The sequence below is a fragment of the Streptomyces sp. NPDC043812 genome (assembly GCF_056436245.1).
In genome coordinates this window covers 21,604-40,936 of the sequence record NZ_JBWKCY010000037.1, presented here as the reverse complement: position 1 = coordinate 40,936, position 19,333 = coordinate 21,604, and the positions used below count along the sequence as shown (strand labels likewise).

The window sequence follows — 19,333 nt, the reverse complement described above, 5'->3', positions numbered from 1 at the left end:
GCCGGACCACCGCCACGCAGCGCAGGATCCCCGTCCAGCTGGTTCATCGCCGAGGCCGCCGACGCAGCCGAAGGAGCGTCGCGGTCAGCTCCGGCAGAGCCTTGACCACAGCAACCGTGTCAGTGCGATGGGCCCGGATCAACGCGACGACACAGACAGCCGCCGCGCACAGGATGCCGAAGCAGACCACGAGGAGCGGCAGCAAGAACAACGGGTCGATGGGCATGACGGGCCTCCAGTCGGTTGAGAGAAGTCCGTCCCCTCACGGGCGGACGGAAGGACGATGGAAGCCGAGCGCCCCAGGCCCGCAAGGGCGGCGGTGTGCGTCTGGCATCCGAGCTCAGTCAGCCATGCAGCCATTGCGTGCTTTCCGGATGCTTCGCGGGGTTCTAAGGTCCCGGGTTGTGGTCAGAGGTGAGCCCAGTGGGGCGGATCGGGAGTTGGTCGCACGCCTGTCGGCGCTAGGGCTGACGGTGTCGGGGGCACAGTTGGAGCGGTGGCGGGCAGCCGGGTTGCTTCCGGCGCACGAGCGGCGGTGGCTGGGGCGCGGGCGGGGCTCAGTGTCAGTGCTGCGGGAGCCGGTGGTGGACGTCGCGTCCGCACTCGCGCGGCACGCGCGTCAGGGGCGCGATCTGCGATGGGCGGTGATCGGCTGGTACGCGCAAGCCGGGCGCCAGCCGTTCCCCGGTGGCCAAGCAGTGCCGGAGCCGCCGTGGCCGGCCGTACGGGAGGCCCTGCTGTGGGCCATGGAACGTTCCAGGATGCAGCGGCTTATGACGCAGGCCCGTACGGGCGGCGAGCGGCAACAGGACGCGTTCTATGCGGACGCCGAGCGGGCGCTCGCGCACGGGCCGGCCGGAATGCCGGACCCGGACCAGGTACGCCGGCAGCTGCAAGACGGCGCCGACCTGGTACCGATGGTGCGCGGCCTGGACGCGGCGCGGCGGCGTGCGGGCACGCACCTCATGGCGGCCAGCGCGATGGGGGCGGACGAGATCGGCAGCCAGGTGCTCGTCGAAACCCTCCGCGTGCTGATGCCCGACCTGAGCACCGAGGCGCTCGCCGCGGCCGCCGAACAGGCCGAGACCGACGGCACGCTCGGCACATGGGCCATCGCTGGCGCGTACGATCCGCTCGCCCTCCTGGCCACCGCCGGCGAACAGGACATGGCCCGCGCCCGCCAGCGGGCGCAGCAGCTCGCCGGCATCGCAGGGCTGCTGTTCTTCCACGGGCTGCTCATGCCGGACACCCCCGCCCTCGCAGCCCTCCGGGCCGCGTTCACCGCCACCGGCCTGGCGCCGCTCCTCCAGCTGATGATGCCCCAGATGCTCAACCCCACCGGTGTGCCCCACGCCCTCGCCACCTGCCTTACCCCCGCCGGCGCCCAGCTCGCCGATCTCGTCGAGGCCCTCCTGCTTCAGCACGCCGAGCACGGGCTGCTCACCGGTCCCGGAAGCCAGCACCCCACCGCAGAGGCCTACATGGCCGCCTGGCTCGACGCACTCGACGACGCCCTCGCACGTACCAGGACCGCCAGCCCGGAGCACGGCGGGCCAGCGGGCGCCTGACGCCCGCCGCCGGTCCTGCGGCGTCGCAGGCGGGGAGCCACTGGCGACGTCGATGCGGCGCCCCGCACGTCCTGTGACCGCTGCGGCAGCGCGCCCAAGGCAGCCTCATAGACGGCTGCCTCGCCGCCTGACGATCAACCCCTGACCACAAGAGACGACGTCACGAGTTCAAGCTCAGTAGTTTGTGCTACAGATCGAATGTTGAGGTGTCTATTCCGCGACCGGCAAGGAGTTCCTTCACTTCGACGTTCAGATCCGGATACCCCTTCTCCTTGCCTTTCTTCACCCGCTTCTCTGCCGCCGCCCGTGCCCTTGGCACGCCATACGAGGCAGACGGATAGCCATATGACTTGTACCTGTCGTTGAACCAGGCAATGCGCTTCTCGTCGGTGATCTCGGCAAGAACCTCATCGATCTGGTCAAGAACATCCAGGACATCGGTATGCGCCGACAGGTACAGGTCCCGCAGGCTGCTGTCCTTGTACATGGCACCGTCCCGCGGGGTCCCTTTCCCGTCCCAACGGATACAGAGGTCCATGGACACAAGCCAGACGACGGGGTTCTTGTCACTCTTGGCCCGATTGCACTTGTGGCAGATCGGCAACAAGTTCGGAAGGTCGTCCAGGCCACCATCCGAGAACGGTATGACGTGATCCATTGTCTGGGACGGGTTGCTGCACCAGAAGCACTGACCGTCATTCGCGAAGAGCACGGCCAGCCATTCCCAGATCATGAAGCGTCGCCGCTTTCTCCCCACCCTTCAGTCCTTCCATGTTTCGTCATTCAATTTCCGTATCCTGCCCGAACGAAGCCGGCGGGCAAGCGGCCCGGCGTCGGGCTGTGCCCCTCGGCCGACCGCCCTGGATCGTCCTTCACTGAAGCTGGCGCGTCGTCGACGGCGACGCGGTAGCAAACCCGGTCGGGTGCTGCGCCGGTCCGGGTCAGTAGCGGGGGCCGTAGGGGCTCAAACCGCCGAGGAAGGGCTTGAGATCTTCAGCCCGTGGTTCCGGGATATCCGGGAGTCGGAGCCCTCGAGCCAGAGGGTTGCCTCGTGCCACATGCCGCATGGCCCACTCCACCCACTCCTCAGCCTGGGTCCTTGTGGAACCGGGTGGGAGGGACGCCACGTGTGCTCGGGCGGCCTCCAGATAGTCGCCCAGCCGGGTTGCGTGGCGCCAATCGGCATGCTGTGATTCCAGCTGCTTAACGCGGTATGCCTCGGCGTACCGGTCGCGGGCCTCTGCCATCGCAGCTTCCCAGCGCAGACGCTGTTGCCGAGCTGCTTCAAGGTCGGCCTGGCGTTTGCGCTCGGCGGCCTGTCCGCGCAGTCCGATCTCCTGCACAATCTCGGCGAGCTGGTCTTCCAAGCTGCGTCCGGAGCTATCGGCCCACTCGGACGCGCGGTGTGGCTGGCCACCGCTGAGGACGAGGCGCAGCCGCTCCGAGGGCGTGTAGTCGAAACGCGGAATCCGCGCCCATGAGTACTTCTTCGCTTCGGCGCGCTCCTTGTCCGTCGGGATGTGCTCGCTTCTGTCCTTCTCCTGAAGGACACGGAACTCCACCGTCTGCCCCTGGGCAGTGATCGTGAAGTGCGGCCGAGCGCTGAGCCGGCGGTAAGGAAGTGGTGCGGCGTCCACCACGCCGGGTCTGCAGGTGTGGCCATCCGCTTCCACGGTTGTAAGGAGGGCGTGGAGAAGGCGGAGTGTGCGTTGCTGGACGGGCTTGGTCAGGCCGAGCGGGTGGCGCACCTTCTGTATGGCCTGGACGACAGGGTGCGGACGGGTCAACCGTGCCGACACGACCACCTGTTCCAGCACGGCCAGACGCCAGGCTGGAATGTCCACGAGCTTGATCTCGACGCCTTCCCGGCACCGGTACCAATGCAGCTCCTTTGTCTTCGGGATCCGTTCGGACCTGCTCGCCAAGGAGGCACGTCTGTACCAGGCGTCTGTGTCTGGTCCGGACTTCACGATCCTGCCGCCGGCTGCTTCCAGTTCCTCCAGGAGCTGTTGGGTGAAGGTCTTGCGCGGCTGCGACGGCCCACATGGCGGCGAAGTCGTGGCCGGTCCCGAACTCGTCGGCGCGGGGACGCGAGGCAACCGGGGCATGGGCAGTTTTCTCGCCGGCGCATTCTGGTCTGGGTAGGTGCCGTGGGCCAAGTAGTAGCGCCCGGTGTCTGTCAGCACCGCGTTCCACTGACCGCCGCGTCTGGACACCTTAACCAGCCCGCGGTTCTGCAAGGCCTGGCAGCTGGTCTTGTGGGTATTGGAGTCCCAGATTCCGTCCGGACAGCCCTTACCGACCCACCGCAGCACTGCCAGCTGCCGTTCGTTGAGCTTGTGCCTCATGCCCTGCCTTCGACCGGTGAACAAGCGCCTGGCCTGGATGCTGTCAGAGGCGGGGCCTCTCGCATCGCCGTTTGCGGCGGGATTAGCCCTACGAGGTGGATCGGTTGCCGACTCCACGCGGCCGGAACTCGGACAATGCGGGCCGGGTGTCGTTGGCACCTGGAATGGGGCGGGCGGAGTGATCTGACAGGTGCAGTGGGAACGGCTGCGGCCGTGCCTGCCGGTCAGCAACGGTCGTTGTGGCCGGTGGCGGGGCCGCAGGTAATCAACGGAATTCTGCACCTGGTGCGGGCCGGAGTGCAGTGGCGTGATCTGCCCGAACGGTTCGGCCGTGGATCAAAGCGGTCGTCCGATCTCGGCGCTGCCGTGTTGGGAGCGCTGGTCGGTGCGGCCGCCCCAACATCTTCATGACCGTCGCCCCATTGTCGTTCTCAGAATGCGTCGACAACCGCTCCTGCTTGTGACCTACGCAGCTAAGCAGGACCTCTCTGCGGGCCCACGGGCCTCGTGATCTCGTCGTGGCTGACATGCACCAGGTGCTCGTGTGCGAGGTGGGCCACCCTGCGGCGTACGACGACGTACAGGTGCAGGGCGGGCACCGACCTGCCTGGCCATGCCCGCGCACTCCCATTCCGGCACAGTCCGTCGACTTGTTCCGGGCGACGGGTGGGTGCTTCAGTGAGCTGTTTCGAGGAGGGATGCGTGCGCTTCATTGTGCTGGGTGCGAAGGAACGGCCACGGAGCAGGCGCAGGCGTCGGGCTTGTCTCCTGGAGCCCGTTCCCTGGCCTGACGACGACTATCTGACGCTGTACCGGCTGTGGTTCGCCGACGGCTTCGGTTCGGTCGACGAACTGGGGCCGGTCAAGATTGGCTATGCCGACCTGGTGCGGGATGAGAGGCCGCTCGAGAAGGGGGAGTTCCGTCAGCTGACGGGGCTGGACCGGCGGCTGTACTGGTTCTCGGTGGGGCAGGACACCGCCTACTACGAGAACATCGTCAGGCTCGATCCCTCGGTGCGTATGGAGATCCTTGAGGGGTTGTGCGACATCGCCTTCGACCCCGCCGCTTTCGCAGAAGCCATGCTCTGGGACGTCACGCGGACATCGTTGCTGCGCAGCGTCGAGCCACAGACCGTCGAGGGTCAGTTTCGGCGTATCGCCCGGGGCGGGACCCGGCTGACGGCATATCACTTCAACTATGTCGCACCGACAGACACCGCACTCCAGGACACCACAACGCACGTAGGGCGGCTGTCTTTCTCGGTCACACCGCACTCTTGGCCCCCGACCAACATCCACGTGCTGATCGGCCGCAACGGCGTGGGTAAAACGACCCTGCTGGGCAATCTCGGCGAGGCGGTGGTGAACCAAGCTGCGGAGGCCAGCGACGTCGGTGAGATCGTCTGGGCCGGTGACGGAAGTGGATCGTTCACCAACGTCGTATCCGTCACGTTCAGCGCCTTCGACCCCGCTCAGGAAAGCGTTGAGGCAGAGGCAGGAGGCAACGGCGAGGATCGACACCCGCAGGTGAGGGGCTGGGATGGGGGCAAGGACGTTCCGGGCGACCAGACGCCGCCGGCTGACCCGGTCGAGACGCCCGTGTCGTACACGTATGTAGGCCTGGCCAAGGTCGATGTCTTCGGGCGTCCTACCAGGGAGCGCAAGTCGTACGACGACCTGAGCGCGGAGTTCAGCAAGAGCGTCGAGGAGGTTACTGCCGCCGGGCGGGTGGTCCGCTGGATAGCCGCGCTGGACGTGCTGAGCAGCGACCCGCACTTCTACGAGTCCCCCATCCATGCCTTCGCCCGGTCCATGCAGCGCCGCACGACCTTTCATGAGCGGGACGAGAAGAAGGCGCGGGAGATCTTCTCCGGCCTCAGTTCGGGGCACGCCATCGTGCTGCTGACCATCACGCGACTGGTGGAGACCGTTGCCGAGCAGTCCCTCGTACTCCTGGACGAGCCCGAGGCCCACCTGCATCCACCGCTGCTGGCGTCCTTTGTGCGGGCCCTGTCGGACTTGCTGACCGACCGCAACGGCGTCGCGTTGATCGGGACCCACTCCCCCGTGGTCTTGCAGGAGGTTCCTCGTTCGTGCGTGTGGAAGGTAAGCCGCTGGGACCGTCACCCGCCGCAGCGGCCCGATCTTGAGACCTACGGAGAAAACGTCGGGGTCCTCACCCACGAGATCTTCGGCCTGGAGGTCAGGGAGTCCGGATTCCATGCCGAGATCGCCAAAGCCGTTGACGAGCTGGGGTCTTACGAGCAGGTCCTTGACCGCTTCCGGGGGCAGCTAGGCGGGGAGGCGAAGGGACTGGTCCGGATCCTGCTGGCATACCGGGCCGCGGCCAGGTACCGCTGATGTGGCCCCTTGACCCGCCGGCGCTTTCGGCCAGGGACAGCTATGACGCGTGTGTGCGCGGCACCAGGAATCTGCAGCGGCGCAGTCTGCTGCAGGCTGCCAGTGACAGTGTCGAAGCCGCGGGCGAGCGTTTCCGGCAGGCGGCGCGGCACGGCAATCTGCACGAGCTGAACAGTGCGGAGTTCACTGTGCCGGGAATCTCAGCGAGCGATGCGGTGCGATGGGCCTATGAGAGCGGCATGGTCAAAACCCGGGACGGCCGAGCCGTCTACGACCAGATCATGGCCGCCCCCGCGGACGAGAGATGCCCTCTGTGCGGCCATGGCATGGTGCGCACCCTGGACCACTTCCTGCCCAAGAAGATGTTCCCCGCGCTGTGCGTTGATCCGCTGAACCTGGTACCGGCCTGTGCCGATTGCAACCACGCCAAAGGCGAAGGCCTGCCCTCGGGCGCCGAGACCACACCGCTGCACCCCTACCTGGACCGTATCGACCACGACCCCTGGCTCGATGCGAGGATCGTGGACAGCAGTCCCCTCTGGATCGACTTCTTCATCAGCCCACCGTCTGGATGGGAGCCGATCCTCATCGATCGGACCGCGCACCATTTCGAACTGTTCGGGCTGGCCAGACTCTTCGCTGTCCAGGCCAATCGCACCGTAAACAACATCCGCCAGCAGCTCACCATGATGCTGGACGCCGGCGGGAAGGACATGGTCCGCGCCTATCTGTCGGGCGAAGCAGCAACGCGCCTCGCTCACCGGCTCAACGGCTGGGAAGCAGTGACCTATCGGGCCCTGGCACGTGACGACATGTTCTGCAGCGGCGCCTTCACCTCATGACCAAGGGACAAGGGTGTCGCCGCCATCATCGGCGCGTGCGATCCGCCGTACGGGACGCAATCGGCAACGTGGGGACCGACGTCCCGAGAAGCTGGACTGACGACCCTTCTCAGCGGGCGCGGGTCACGGGGCGGGGCAGCAGGTTGCGGAGCAGTTCGGCGGTCTCGGCTTCCATATCGACGCCGCCGAGGAGCTGTTCGTTGATGCGGGCGAGGCGTGCGGCGGCGTCGCGCAGGGCGTCGATGTCGCCGGCAGCGTGGTGGGCGAGGAAGATCTGGCGGTGCAGCATTTCGCTCTCCTCGGCGGCGAGCAGGCCGCGCTTCGCTGCCCACAGGGCGCCGGGGATATCGTCGGCTTCCCTGCGGCGGGTGGACAGCTCGTACGCGACGTCCACGACCGCGGAGACCATCTCCTGGATGGCCGGCTCGGCCCAGGCGTAGCGCTGGGGGTCGATGCCGGTGAAGGGCCGGCCGCGGACCAGGGCGAGGGCGCGGCGCAGAGCGAGGTCGCCGTCTTCGTCGTGGCGGGCCAGGCCGGTGCGGGCGAAGCGCTGGAAGCGGGTCCAGTCGCAGATGACGGTGGGGCCGAGGCGGTACCGGCTGTCGCCGGTGTCCTGGACGCGCGGCAGGTGGGCGTTGCCGTCGGCGTCCTTGCCGAGCCATGAGCGGGTCCTGCTGATGACGGCGTTGCGCATTTGCTTGTTGACCAGGCGCCCGGGCCAGAGGGCGTCGTCGATGCCGTGGTGGTCAACGCCTGGGTTGAGGGCGAGGAAGGTGACCAGCTCGATGCCGGCGCTGCGGCGGCTGGAGTCGATCCGGCCGCTCGCGCCTTCGATGCTGAGGGGCCCGAGCAGCAGGACAGCCGGCCCTTCGTCGGCGGCTGCTTCAGCCACCGGCTCAGATAGCCCGGCGGCGGCTGTGTCTACTGCCACCGGTGTCGGCGGGGCGCTGTCGGCGGCGGGGGCGGTGTCGCCAGCGGGTGCTGGTGCGGGGATGGTGACGTGGACTGCTGGCGCGGCGGGCGTGGCGCATGGGCTGGTCAGGGCGAGTGCAACGTCCGCCGGTCCGGAGGCCGGTCCGGGGTCGTCGTCCTTCGTGCCGGTGGCTTTCGGGGCGGCAGGGACTGCCTCGCCCTCGTCGTCGGCGGCCAGGATCTCGGCGAGCGAAGGGCCAGCGGGGGCACCCTGCGGCCCGTCCTCGTCCTCATCCTGGCGCTTGACCAGGTCGGTCGAGAGGGCCGGGCCGGCGCCTTGTTCGGATCCGTCAGTACCGGGCAGCGGCTCGTCGTCCTCGGAGGCGGCATCCCGCTCGAGCTCGGCATACTCCGCAGGCAGTCCGTCCTCGTCGGCGACTTGATCGGCCTCTTCATCGGGCTCTGCTCCTGCGGCATCCGCGCCGCCGGCGGCGTCGTCGATGCGCCCGGGCCCGTCCTGCTCGTGCTCGTCGTCCTGGTCGTCCCCGGCGTGGGTCCAGTCGGGGGCCGGGACGTCGGCGTCGCTGGCCGCGACGATGAGCAGCTCGATGGCGTCAGCGAAGTGTTCATCGCTCAGGCCTTGCAGTTTGACGGCGAGGTTGGAGCCGGGCAGGGCGATGGTGTGATCCGGGCCCTGGCATTCGAGAGTCCACGCGGTGGCCGGCAGCTCGGCGGGGGCGCTGGCCGTGATCACCGCGCCTGCAGCGCGGGGTTCTTCCGTGAGCGAGTCGAAGAGCGCGGTGCGGTCGGTGCTGTCCGGCAGGGACTCCGCGAGCAGGATGTGCGGTGTCCAGGCGCCGGCGGCGTCGTCCGTGAGCCGTGCGGCGCGCAGACTGCCCGCGCCGACGGCGGCCAGGGCGCGGCGTTGGTCGTCCGTGTGGCCGGCCAGTTCGGCGGCCGCGTTGGCGATGTCGGCGATGCGCACGACCCGCTCGGGGGCGGCGGCATCCAGGCCCGGCGCAGTGTCGTTCAAGGCGGTGACTTCGAGGTGGCCGGGAAGCGGGGTGCTGGCCAGCTCGACCGCGATGGCCTGCAGGACGTGCCGGGCGAAGTCGTCGTCGCCGGCCAGGTTCAGGATGCCGACGTGCTCCAGGTCGACCAGGACCAGGTGGCCGGCGCCGTCCCAGCCGATCGAGACCAGCGCCGGGTACGGGGCATCGGCGTCCCTCAGCCGCTCTTCGTCGGCCAGGTCCGGGCTGGAGGCCGGGCAGACCCACAGGTCCTGGCGGCCGGCCGCCTGGGCGAAGGGCTTCATGGGCGCGGTGTCCTCGGCCAGGTGGAGCTCCACCTTCGCTTCGTGGAGTACGACCGCTTCGATGACGGGCAGTTCGCGGTCGGCAGCAGCGAGGTTGAGGGCGAGGGAGCGCAGAGCGGTACCGAGCAGGTCGAAGCCGGTGGGGTGCTGGGCAGCGCGCAGGCCCTGTTCGGTTGCGGCCGCGCGGCCGGCGGGCATGGGGATGCGGCGGCCGGGCCGGCGGCGGCGTTGCTGCAGGATCCGGCGGGTCGCCAGGGTGCCCACGAGCGCGGCCGCCAGGGCTCCGGCGCCGGCCCATACGGCAGCCGGTGCCAGGGCGGTGTCGCTGCTGGACTGTGCGGCGGGCGCCTGGGTGCGGTTGCTGTCCTCGCTGGGCGCGGGGGCGGCCGTGCTGGGGGCGGGCTGTGCGGTACGGGAGGGCGTGGGGGTCGCGGTCGGCGGGGTCGGCTTGCCAGCCTCCGCGTCCTTGTCGGCGTCCTTCTCCGGAGGCGCCGGCTTCTCGTCCTGCTTGTCCTTGGGACTCTCGGGGGTCTTCGGGTCGGCCGCGTTCTGGTCTGCGGGCGGCGCGTCCGTATCGACCTGGGGCAGGTCCAGCTCCTGGCCCGGGAAGATCAGGTTGGGGTTGTTGAAGCGGCCTCCGCCGGGGGTGGGTTCGCCCTTGTTGGCCTCGTAGATGGCCGGCCAGTCCTCCGGGTCTCCGTGCGCGTCGGCGATCGTCCAGAGGCTGTCGCCCTCGCGGACCGTGACGCTGTCCGGCCGCTCTGCTTCGTCCTCGCCGGCGGTGTAGTCGCTGTCGCTCTGGTCCTGGGCCTGGTCCTCGAGGTGCTGCTGCCGACCGTTCTGCTGCTCGGGGACTTTGGTCTGCGGACTGCTGATCGTCGCAGGGGCGGGGCTGGCGGCCGTGGCGACGGGGCGGGCGTCGGCGGGCAGCTTGATGACGGCGCCCTTGGGCAGGTACTGGTCGCCTGCCGCCACTTGCGGAATTTCGGGGTTCAGCGCGGCGATGTCCTTCCAGCGCTTGCCGTCGCCGAGGTACTCCTCCGCCAGGTCCCACGGCAGCTCGGTGGCGGAGGCGACGGTGTGCTGAGGCCAGTCGGCGTCGGCGGGTGCGGACCCCTTGGCGCTCGGCGTTGCGCTGGTACCGCTCTCCCCCGCGGTGTGCACGGTGGCGGCGATGGCCGGCGCCGTGGTGGCGGCTGACGCTGCGGTGGGGGCGAGGAGCACGATGCCGCCGATGAGGAAGCTGGCGAGCGACTGCAGGCTGCGCAGCCCCTTGATCCTGGGAGCGGAACGCCGGCGCAGCAGGGCGACGATCTCCACCAGGACGGAGAAGGTGAAGGCCGCCCAGCCGGTCCATCCGATGCAGGTGAGCACGACCAGGAACAGGCTGCCGTCGTCCTGCTCCAGGAGGTTGATGCCGCCGGCCAGTTCGGTCGGCTGGTGGCCCACCGTCAGCAGCAGGTACGGGACGCCGGCGACCAGGGCGGCCAGGATGGCGAGGCCGAGCAGGGCCCGCAGCAGCACGCCGATGGCGCGCAGCGGGGCGGGGGTGCGATGGGCCATGTCGGCTCAGCCTCCAGCGGCTTGGGTCTGCAGTTGTGCTTTCGCGGTGCCGGTCACGCTGATCGTTCCGGCACCGACGAACTGCGCGAAGTACGTGTCGTAGCTGTCGTTCACGGTGACGGTGAGACTCTGCCCGCCGTCGGTGATCTCCACGCTGCCCTGGACGTTAGCGGCGGCGAGGTAGTCCTGGGCAGCTCCGACGGCGGCGTCAGGGTCGATTGTGATGGCGGTGCCTTCGATCGCCTGGGCGGGGTCGAGCTGCTGGCCGGCGGTGCGGGCCGCCTCCTGCGCGACGGAGGTGGCCCGGTTGGCCGTGTTCAGTGCGCCTCCGCCGTCGACGAGCAGACCCATCACCATCAGGATCGCCAGCGACGACAGCGCGAAGAACAGCGACATGGAACCGCGGTCGCGGCGGTGTCCGGCCAAAGCCGCATGCCGCCGCGCCACGATGCGGTGAACGAGGGTGTTCACGAGCGGCCCCGGTAGGTGTCGATCGGGCTGGTCCACGACGCGGTGAGCGTCTTGGCGCCGGGCAGTCCCGGCAGCCCGATGTCGGACAGGTTCGCCGTGCACGCGATCGTCGCGGTCACGTTCGCCTCCACACCGATGTCGAGCGCGTAGCCGGAGGTGTCGACCACGACGCTGGAAGCCTGGCACGTGATGCCCTCGCCCTGCAGGCTGCGGTTGGCCGCGGCCTGCGCCTCGGCCTGGGCGCTGCCGGCGTCCCGTTCGAGCGAGGCGGCACGGGCTGCCGCGCGGGCCGCGGAGTCCACGGCACCGTCTGCGTCCGTCACCCGCCCGAACGCGATCATCAGCAGGAGCAGCCCGATCATCACCGGTGCGAGGATCGCCGTCTCCAGCGAGTAGGAGCCCCGGTCGCGGCGCATCCCCCGCGCGAGGCGCTGCAGGTAGGTTCGGGCCCTCATGGGTTGGTCCAGCGCTCGGTCGGAGCGTCGGCGTGCTGGACGACGTCCAGCGTCAGGCCGGGGACCAGGGTGGCGACGCTGCCGCGCACGGTGATGCGGATCTCCTCTGCGGTGCTGCCGGCCGACGACACGCTCGCCCCCTGAACGCTGCCGCCGAAGCGGGCGAGGAAGGTCTGGGCTTGAGCGACGCCGTCGCCTTCGCTGGCGCCGAACTGCCGCCCGGCCTCGACGCCCTGGCGGGCGGCGGACTGGGCGACCTTGCGTGCGTGGTAGTACAGGCCGACCTGGATGGCGGTGAAGATCAGCGCGAGGACGACGACGGCCAGGACCGCGAACTCCACGCTGCCGAAGCCACGGTCACCCCGCAGCTGGCGACGACGGATGAAGCGTCGCAAGCCCTTCAGCATTCGTGATCTCACGCCTGTGTCCTCCCCTCGCGGTCGTTGGCAGCGGCTGGTCAGCCGCCGTTGATGATGCCGATCTTCTCCATGAGCTTGGTGCGGATGGCGAGTACCAGCAGACCGGCGCCGACGAGCAGCGCGCCGGCGATGAGGGCCAGCTCGGTGGAGGTCTGTCCGGCGTCCTTGCCGGCCTTGAGCGCTTCGTAGCGGCCGCGGATCCACACGGTCAGGGTCTGGATGTCCATGGGTGATTCCCCCTTTGGTTCAGCTTCCGAGGATGGTGATCGTGATGGGGATCATCACGAAGACGAGCATGAGGATGACGCCGAAGGTGACCGGCAGGATCATCGCGGCGCTCGCCGCGTTGGCCTGAGCCTTGGCATCCGAGAGCAGCGCGATGCGCAGCTGGCGGGCCTGGGCCTGGAGGGTGGTGTAGACGGCCGCGCCGTCGCCGGCGAGGGCGAGGGTGTCGGCCGGGCGGGTCAGCTCGGGGATGTCGAGCTCTTCGCCGAGCTGCTTGAGCGCGTCCCACACGGTGACGCCGGCGAGGTCGGCCTGGTGGAAGACCTGCCGCATGCGCACGAAGATGAATCCGTCGCCGACCTCAGCGGTCTGGGTCAGGGCCTGCGCAGCGCCGGAGTTGGCGATGCGTGCGAGCGCGACGCGTTCCAGGTAGGACGCGGCGGCGTGCCGCACGATCAGGCGGGCCGCGGCCGCTTCCCGGGCGACTTCCTTGCCGGGCCAGAACCAGAACAGGCCGGCCAGGGCCAGGGAGACGAGCGTCGGAAGTGCGAACGGCAGTGGGCTGCCGGACAGGGCGAGCAGGGCCTGGAGCAGCTGCGGGAGCAGCAGTCCGTACAGGGCGAACAGGAACCTCTTGCCGAGGTGTTCGGCCGGGCTGATGCTCAGCAGGTTCAGGTCCTGGGTGGGCAGCGTGATGCGGCCGCCGAGCTCGCCCAGCAGGCGCGTACCAACGCGCTCGGGCAGCGTGCCGGTGGTCTTGGGTGCAGCCGACGGCAGGAGGGGCCCGCTGGTCTTCGCGACGTCCAAGCGATCCAGCACGGAGGCGAGGTCGCGCCGGGCGGGCATGGCGGCGCGGACGGCCAGGCCGATCAGGGCGCCGGCGGCGGCCGCGGGCACTACGGCCTCCAGCGGGATCATCGGATGCCTCCCGTCATGGTGAGAGTTGCGTTCGCGGGCAGCGGGTCGATGAGGCGGGGGTCGGGCTGAGTCCGCGCAATCTTGCGCAGCCAGCGGAGCGTGTACGCGAACAGGCCGCCGAGAACGGCCAACACGATCTGCCCGAGCGGTGACTGGTACCAGCCGCTCCAGGCGTCGTTGAGCATGCAGCCGACGACGACCACGCAGATGACCACGGAGACCATGCGGGAGGACTTGCGGACCTTTGCACGGTCGGCCTCGATGTCGCGGGCGTCGGCGGCCTGCTGATGGATCGTGACCGCCAGGGCCTCCAGCGCGTCCGACAGGCCGGGGCCCTTGTAGACGGCGTGGGACTGGAAAAGTAGAACGACGTGGTCGCTCACGCCGTCGGCGAGCTCGTCGGCGAACAGGGCAAAGGCGTCTTCGGCCTCCATGCCGGAGCGCAGCCGGTCGGCGAGGGCGCGCACGTTCGGCGCGATCGGTGTGGGGGCTGCCTTGGCGGAGGCGCGGATGGTCTGGGTCAGGCTGATGCCCGCCTGGTGAACGCCGGCGAGGTGGTTGAGCCACTGCCCGAGCGCTTCGAGGCGTTCGATGCGCTGGGTGGCGGCGGTGCCGGGGTTGAGGACGTAGGGCAGGCCGAGGACTGCGGCGCCGGCGAGGATGCCGTGGACGGGCCATCCGGTCCAGGCCCACACCACCAGCGTCACGATGCCTGCTGTGGTGACCAGGTGGCGCCAGCGGCGCTGCCACTTCTCCGGCAGCTCTGCCTTGGCGCGCTGGATCCGGCCGGTCATGCGCGCCGTCGGCTTCGTCGGGTCGGGGACGCGGCCGCGGATCTCCCGCACGGCTGCGATGATCGCCACGATGGCCAGGACGGCGCAGCAGGCCGCGACGAGGGCGAGCTGGGAGGTTGTCATCCGGTGGGCCTCACCGTCGTGAGGGGCCCCATCCAGGCGCCGAAGGGGTTGTCGACGAGCCACTCGCGGCGCAGCAGGCCGGTGAGCTCGAGGTCGTCGATGAAGGTGGGCATGTTCCTGTAGACGGCGCGGATCTCACCGGCATGCGGGGCGAAGAGCTCAGTGGTGACCGGGCGGCCGCCTTCACCGACGACGTCGTGGACCTCATAGACGTGGGAGACGAACCGGTGTTTCTGGCCGCCGATCGCGGTCTCGTCCAGGTAGGTCAGGTAGACGACCACGTCGATGGATGAGGCGATCAGGTGGTGGGCTGCCTCGGTCTGCATGCCGGCCTCGGTGCACAGCTGGACCAGGCGGCTGATGATGGCGTGCGGCCGCCGGACGTGCAGGGTGCACATCGAGCCGGAACCGCCGGCGGACATCGCCTGAAGCATCGGCACGATCTCGGTGGAGCGGACCTCGCCGACGATGACGCGGGTGGCGTTGTAGCGCAGCGCCGTGGCGAACATGTCGGAGATGGTGACCTCACCGGCTGCATTGCCGCCGCGGACCTCGCCGTTGGACTGCCGCGCCTCGAACGCGTACGTCACGGGGCCGGGCTTGGGGCCGGGCTCGTCCAGGTAGAGCTCGCGGTCGGACTCCAGGGTGACAAGCCGCTCCGAGGGCGGGATCTCGCGGCCGAGGGCACGCAGCAGCGACGTCTTGCCGGCGCCCATGTCGCCGACCACCAGGATGTTCATCTTGGCGTGGACGCAGGCGGTAAGGAACCGCTCGAGCATCGGATTGATGGAGCCCCACTGCACGAGTTCGGCGATGCCGTGCTGCCGGATGCGGTGCCGCCGAATCACCACGGAGGGGCGAGTGGTGAGCAGGGAGGCAGTGACTCGGGAGCCGTCGGGCATGCGGAAGCCGACCATGGGGGTGGCCTGGGTCAGGCTGCGTTCGCCGTGTCCGGACAGGCGGGCCATGCGGTTGACCCAGCTGATGAGCTCTTCGTGGTTGTCGGCGATCTTCTCGATCGTCTGACGGGGACGCTCGTGGTACTCCACGTGGGCACGCAGCCCGTCGACCATGACGTCTTCGACGCCGTCCTGGTCGAGAAGCGACTGCAGACGCCCGCCCCGGTACATGGAATCGAAGACGGCGGTGCCGATCGCCGCTTCCTGCTCGGCCGTGAGCGGGGTGTTGCCCTGGGCGTACTTGGTGGCCCAGTCCGCGACTGCGTTGCGCACCAGGCGTTTGGCCAGCGCCCTGCGGTCGGCCTCTTCCAGAAGCTTGTCGGGGTCCTCGGTGCTGAGCTGCTTCGAGACGAGGGCCTGCAGGTCCTCGATGACGTCCCAGCCGACCGGGATCTCGCCGGGCAGGCCGGCCAGCCGCGGGACGTCCGCGGCGCCGCTGCCGCCGGCCGGGATGGCAGCGGGTGCGGCCTGCGTCATGGCGGCGGTCGGTGGGGGCGGGGTCGGGCGGCGCTGGCCAATGCGTCCGGCAAGCAGGCCGGCGATGTCCTCGCGGCCCATCGGGGCCGGCTGCCCGTTCATACCAGGGCGATGCTGGGTGTCAGCCACGCGTTCCTCCCCTCTCGCTCAGGCGCTGCAGCACACCGGCCAGTTGCGAGTTGGCGGGCCTGGGCGGGTACTGCTGCTGGATGTGCCTCCGGGACGCTGCCGCTTCGAACTGCTCGGTGGCGGTTCGGGCATGGCGCAGCAGAGGGCTGCGGCCGTAGCCGCGGGGCGGCCGTCCGCCATTGGTGAAGTAGCCGGCAGTGCTGGGGTCGAGGGGCAGAGCGGCCAGAACGGGGCTCTTGAGCGCTTCAGCGACCTGGTGGGCGCGGTATGGGCCGTCCTCGATGAGCAGCAGCCCGAGCGCGTCGGATCCGGTGCCTCGTTCGGCCAGTTCGGTGCGCAGTGGGTCGATGACGTGCCTGGCCAGGGTCAGGGACTGCTCGGTGCCGCGGACAACGAGGAGGACCAGGTCCGCCTGGTGGAGCAGCGGCGCCGGGGTCAGCGTGGTGTGCAGTCGGCCGGATTCGAGTGCGAGGCGTCCGGCGTCGATGAAGACGTCGTATCCGGCCTCTTCGGCCAGGACGTGCATGACCTCCGACAGGGCCGGCCATGTGCGACCCAGCGCGGCAGTCTGGGCGGGATCGGTCAGCCCGGCCAGCAGCTTGCGGTGACCGGCCTCGTCCATCGGCCAGAGGTGACTGGCGAAGGCCTGGGCGAGGGCGTCCGGTCCGGTGCGCTCGGCAGCCGCCAGGTGATAGAGGCCGAAGCCGGCGCCGACTTCGCCCTGAAGGAATCCAGCCCTTACGGTGCCGCCGGCGGGGTCGCATTCGGCGAGCAGGCTGGGCCTCTTGGAGGCGAGGGTGAGCGCGAGGGCGGCGGTGGTGACGCCGCAGGACTTCGCGGAAACGAGTGCGGTAACCGGCATGGTCAGCTCCGCGGTTCGCGCACGAGGGCGATCCGGCCCTGTGCTGCGTGGGTGGCCAGCAATGGGCCGTCGGTTGTGGCGACGGCAAGGTTGACCACGACGTTGCCAGAGGCGTCCGGACGGGAGACGGTGACGACGACCGCATTGATGGTCGAGGGCGGCGCCTCGGCTTCCTTTGCCGTCTGCTGCTCGCCCTGGGCTGGCGTTGTCACAGCGAGAACCTTGTCACCAGGCGCGAGAGTGCCAGCGGGGGCCTGGCCATGCTTCACCTGCACGCCGACCTGCTGCTTGTCATCGCCCAAGCCGGTACCGCCGGCTAGCTGGGATGAGGTCAGCAGCCCGCCCTTGCGCAGGTCGACGGCAGGGCGCTTGCCAACCATGGACGCCTTCTGTGAGGCGGGCACCGGGGTGAGGGCGGCGTCGGATGAGACCTCGGCAATGGTCAGATCGGCCGTGGTCAGGGCCTGGCCAGCAGGGACGTCGCGGGCAACCGCGATGACCTTGGTGCGGTCGCTGGCCGATGTGACGGCCGCCGCCGCTCCCAGGCCGGCGAGGACGGCGAGGACGATGCACAGGGCGGCGACCGACCAGCGGCGCTCCCGCTTGACCGGGGCCGTGGTGGTGATGGGTACCTCGGGGCGTGCCGGAGCGGCCGGACGCGGCACCGGCGGCGCGGGGGTTTCCATGCGGTGATGTGCCTCTCGAGTGCTGAGCGGGAGCTAGTTGAGGACCTGGACCTCTGCGACGGTGATGTCCACGGCGCTGTCACGGACTTCGGTGAGCTGGCCGCCCTGGCCGCCGCCGGTGACCTGCCAGTCGATCGTCCAGGTGGAGGTCGCGGTCACGTGGAACTTGCCGGAGCCTGTGGTCGACGAAGGAACGTTGTAGACGTGGCCGCAGTCGGGGGACGGCTTCTTGCCGTACTCCGCCTTGTAGGGGGTGCCGGCCGTCGTGCAGGTGACCGTCTTCCCGTCGCCCATGTTCCACACGATCTTGCTGACCCTGGCTGTTGCGGTGACCGTGATGCCGCCCGCGGACGCACTGGCCGTGTTCGGGCCGTAGGTCTCCGGGCCCTTCTCGGTCCACATGTAGACCGGCATGCCGACAACGCCCTTGCCGCCCGGCTTCGGCGTGATGCCAATCTCGGCGCTGCGCAGCAGCATCTTGTCCACCGCTTCCTGGGCCAGGACGGCAGGGTCAACCGCGGGAGCCGTGGGTGGGGCTGCGGCCCACACCATCCGAACAACGGCGAACTCATTCAGGTTGCCGTCGTACGAGCACCGCTCCTCGTACACCGCGCCATCGCCGGGCTCGTGTCCGGCCCAGTCCAGGCTCCCGGCTGGCGGCTGCGGGTCGGCGAGTTTGTACGTGCAGACCAGCTGGCGGGCATCGTCTCCGCCGCCACCTCCTTCGCCCCCATTGTCTCTGCCTCCCCCGCCACCCGGCTTGCCGGACCCGTGCTTCCCCGGTAGGCCCACACCGGCGCAGGTCCACTTCCCACAAGGCCCAACGCCTGTGCCCGGTTTGGGAAGGTCGGCGGCGTGGGCCTGGCTGGGTGTGATCAGTGCGAGCGCCGCCAGAGTGACTGACCCGGACAGGACGCGCCCGCCGCTCAGCATGGCTTGTCCGTGGGCTCGTCCCGGATGACCTTCCAGCCGTCAGGCCAGCGCTCCACCGTGGAGACCACGACAAACTTCGTCAGTCGTTCCGAGGGCAGGGCTGCAGGCTTCTTCGTCTCGGCGTTGATGACCTCCCAGCGACTGATGTCCAAGCAACTCGACAGCGTCGCGTTGGGGACCTTGCGGTCGATGTCGAGCTTGGTGACCGTCGGGTTTTTCACGGAAACTTCACCGACGTGGATCAGCCCTCGGCCGTGGGTGCTTTTTGCGTCCGCCTCAGCTGAAGTCAAAGCTGCTGATGCGGCGTACCGCTTCAGGTTCGCCTTCTTGCCAGTGCCATCGGCGTAGAGCTTCTCCATCTCCTGCCAGTAAGCTTGGTAGGCGGCGATCGCGTCCTTCTTGGCACCCACGGTGGGGTCTGCCGACGTGGTCGGTGTCGACTCCGGGGCCGACGTGGTCGCGTCGGGGCTCTTGCCCTCGGGATCGGTGTCATCGCCGCTACTGCACGCTGTCGCGGTCATCAGCGCGCCAGCAGCACAGACGAGAGCGGTTGCGCGGATCCAATTCCGGATGCGCATGGGTCGTACGTACTGTTCCACTCTTCTCCCCGTAGCTGTTTGCGCGCTACCGCTCCGACGACGTCAATGCGGCTCGCACAGTTACCGTTTCGCATTTGCCTCGGGCAGTCCATCAGGCCCATACGTTACGCAAAGATCGCCCAACGGCACAGTCCGTTAGGGCAGTTCAGAGGCGCACCGCCTTACCTAAACCGGCATAATTGACATGCCACTGACCGCCCAGGTGAGATTCATCCCGCGGGCCCCGCAGGCGATAGCGGACAGAATCACCGCAGGGCATGGGATGCATGTCGCACCGTCGGGCCTTGACCCCGACTCCTTCAACCGGCCGCCCTGAAGCAAACCGATCGGCGGTGCGAGATCAGCGCCTTGCCGCACAGCCTGCATGCCCAGCC

18 protein-coding genes are annotated in these 19,333 nt (G+C 69.2%); 3 read left to right on the top strand and 15 right to left on the bottom strand.

Annotation, left to right across the window (positions count from 1 at the left end; genetic code table 11):
• Window positions 1–43: 43 nt before the first annotated feature.
• A complete protein-coding gene (locus AC067Z_RS35130; protein ID WP_366076776.1) occupies window positions 44–226 on the bottom strand; it encodes a hypothetical protein in 183 nt (60 codons plus the stop codon).
• Window positions 227–584: 358 nt separating this feature from the next.
• Here AC067Z_RS35130 and AC067Z_RS35125 point away from each other — a divergent pair, with 358 nt between their 5' ends.
• Window positions 585–1,568, top strand: coding sequence for a hypothetical protein (locus AC067Z_RS35125; protein ID WP_478793694.1), 984 nt, complete (start codon window positions 585–587; stop codon window positions 1,566–1,568).
• A 187-nt stretch (window positions 1,569–1,755) separates the two neighbouring features.
• On the opposite strand, the gene AC067Z_RS35120 is transcribed toward AC067Z_RS35125, so the two are convergent.
• Both AC067Z_RS35120 and AC067Z_RS35115 read right to left on the bottom strand, forming a co-directional pair.
• Entirely contained in the window at window positions 1,756–2,301 is a 546-nt protein-coding gene (locus tag AC067Z_RS35120) for an HNH endonuclease (RefSeq protein WP_478793693.1), read from the bottom strand.
• A 208-nt stretch (window positions 2,302–2,509) separates the two neighbouring features.
• On the bottom strand, window positions 2,510–3,916 hold the full coding sequence (locus AC067Z_RS35115) for a hypothetical protein (RefSeq protein ID WP_478793692.1): 1,407 nt from the start codon (window positions 3,914–3,916) through the stop codon (window positions 2,510–2,512).
• A 702-nt stretch (window positions 3,917–4,618) separates the two neighbouring features.
• Here AC067Z_RS35115 and AC067Z_RS35110 point away from each other — a divergent pair.
• Both AC067Z_RS35110 and AC067Z_RS35105 read left to right on the top strand, forming a co-directional pair.
• Window positions 4,619–6,277: an ATP-binding protein gene (locus AC067Z_RS35110; protein WP_478793691.1), complete on the top strand. Its 1,659-nt coding sequence runs from the start codon at window positions 4,619–4,621 to the stop codon at window positions 6,275–6,277.
• 53 nt (window positions 6,278–6,330) lie between these two features.
• Window positions 6,331–7,119, top strand: coding sequence for an HNH endonuclease (locus tag AC067Z_RS35105; protein ID WP_478793690.1), 789 nt, complete (start codon window positions 6,331–6,333; stop codon window positions 7,117–7,119).
• A gap of 109 nt (window positions 7,120–7,228) precedes the next feature.
• On the opposite strand, the gene AC067Z_RS35100 is transcribed toward AC067Z_RS35105, so the two are convergent.
• From AC067Z_RS35100 to AC067Z_RS35045, 12 genes are all read right to left on the bottom strand, one after another.
• Window positions 7,229–10,909 (bottom strand): LysM peptidoglycan-binding domain-containing protein, encoded by a 3,681-nt coding sequence (locus AC067Z_RS35100; RefSeq protein ID WP_478793689.1) that lies wholly within the window; start codon window positions 10,907–10,909, stop codon window positions 7,229–7,231.
• A 6-nt stretch (window positions 10,910–10,915) separates the two neighbouring features.
• On the bottom strand, window positions 10,916–11,380 hold the full coding sequence (locus tag AC067Z_RS35095; protein WP_478793688.1) for a TadE/TadG family type IV pilus assembly protein: 465 nt from the start codon (window positions 11,378–11,380) through the stop codon (window positions 10,916–10,918).
• Window positions 11,377–11,835, bottom strand: coding sequence for a TadE/TadG family type IV pilus assembly protein (locus tag AC067Z_RS35090; RefSeq protein ID WP_478793687.1), 459 nt, complete (start codon window positions 11,833–11,835; stop codon window positions 11,377–11,379). Before AC067Z_RS35090 ends, AC067Z_RS35095 begins: the two co-directional genes overlap by 4 nt.
• Window positions 11,832–12,230, bottom strand: a complete 399-nt coding sequence (locus AC067Z_RS35085; protein WP_478793686.1) for a TadE/TadG family type IV pilus assembly protein — start codon at window positions 12,228–12,230, stop codon at window positions 11,832–11,834. Before AC067Z_RS35085 ends, AC067Z_RS35090 begins: the two co-directional genes overlap by 4 nt.
• A gap of 62 nt (window positions 12,231–12,292) precedes the next feature.
• The gene (locus AC067Z_RS35080; RefSeq protein ID WP_366076797.1) at window positions 12,293–12,481 is read right to left on the bottom strand and encodes a hypothetical protein; all 189 of its coding nucleotides are present in this window, start codon (window positions 12,479–12,481) and stop codon (window positions 12,293–12,295) included.
• Window positions 12,482–12,500: 19 nt separating this feature from the next.
• Window positions 12,501–13,397, bottom strand: a complete 897-nt coding sequence (locus AC067Z_RS35075) for a type II secretion system F family protein (RefSeq protein WP_478793685.1) — start codon at window positions 13,395–13,397, stop codon at window positions 12,501–12,503.
• Window positions 13,394–14,314: a type II secretion system F family protein gene (locus AC067Z_RS35070; protein WP_478793684.1), complete on the bottom strand. Its 921-nt coding sequence runs from the start codon at window positions 14,312–14,314 to the stop codon at window positions 13,394–13,396. Before AC067Z_RS35070 ends, AC067Z_RS35075 begins: the two co-directional genes overlap by 4 nt.
• On the bottom strand, window positions 14,311–15,879 hold the full coding sequence (locus AC067Z_RS35065) for a CpaF family protein (RefSeq protein WP_478793683.1): 1,569 nt from the start codon (window positions 15,877–15,879) through the stop codon (window positions 14,311–14,313). Before AC067Z_RS35065 ends, AC067Z_RS35070 begins: the two co-directional genes overlap by 4 nt.
• The gene (locus AC067Z_RS35060; protein WP_478793682.1) at window positions 15,872–16,741 is read right to left on the bottom strand and encodes a hypothetical protein; all 870 of its coding nucleotides are present in this window, start codon (window positions 16,739–16,741) and stop codon (window positions 15,872–15,874) included. The genes AC067Z_RS35065 and AC067Z_RS35060 overlap by 8 nt, the downstream gene beginning before the upstream one ends.
• Before the next feature lie 2 nt (window positions 16,742–16,743).
• Window positions 16,744–17,427, bottom strand: a complete 684-nt coding sequence (locus tag AC067Z_RS35055; RefSeq protein WP_478793681.1) for an SAF domain-containing protein — start codon at window positions 17,425–17,427, stop codon at window positions 16,744–16,746.
• 33 nt (window positions 17,428–17,460) lie between these two features.
• Entirely contained in the window at window positions 17,461–18,036 is a 576-nt protein-coding gene (locus tag AC067Z_RS35050) for an ATP/GTP-binding protein (protein WP_478793680.1), read from the bottom strand.
• A gap of 317 nt (window positions 18,037–18,353) precedes the next feature.
• On the bottom strand, window positions 18,354–18,938 hold the full coding sequence (locus AC067Z_RS35045) for a hypothetical protein (RefSeq protein ID WP_478793679.1): 585 nt from the start codon (window positions 18,936–18,938) through the stop codon (window positions 18,354–18,356).
• Between the last annotated feature and the right edge of the window lie 395 nt (window positions 18,939–19,333).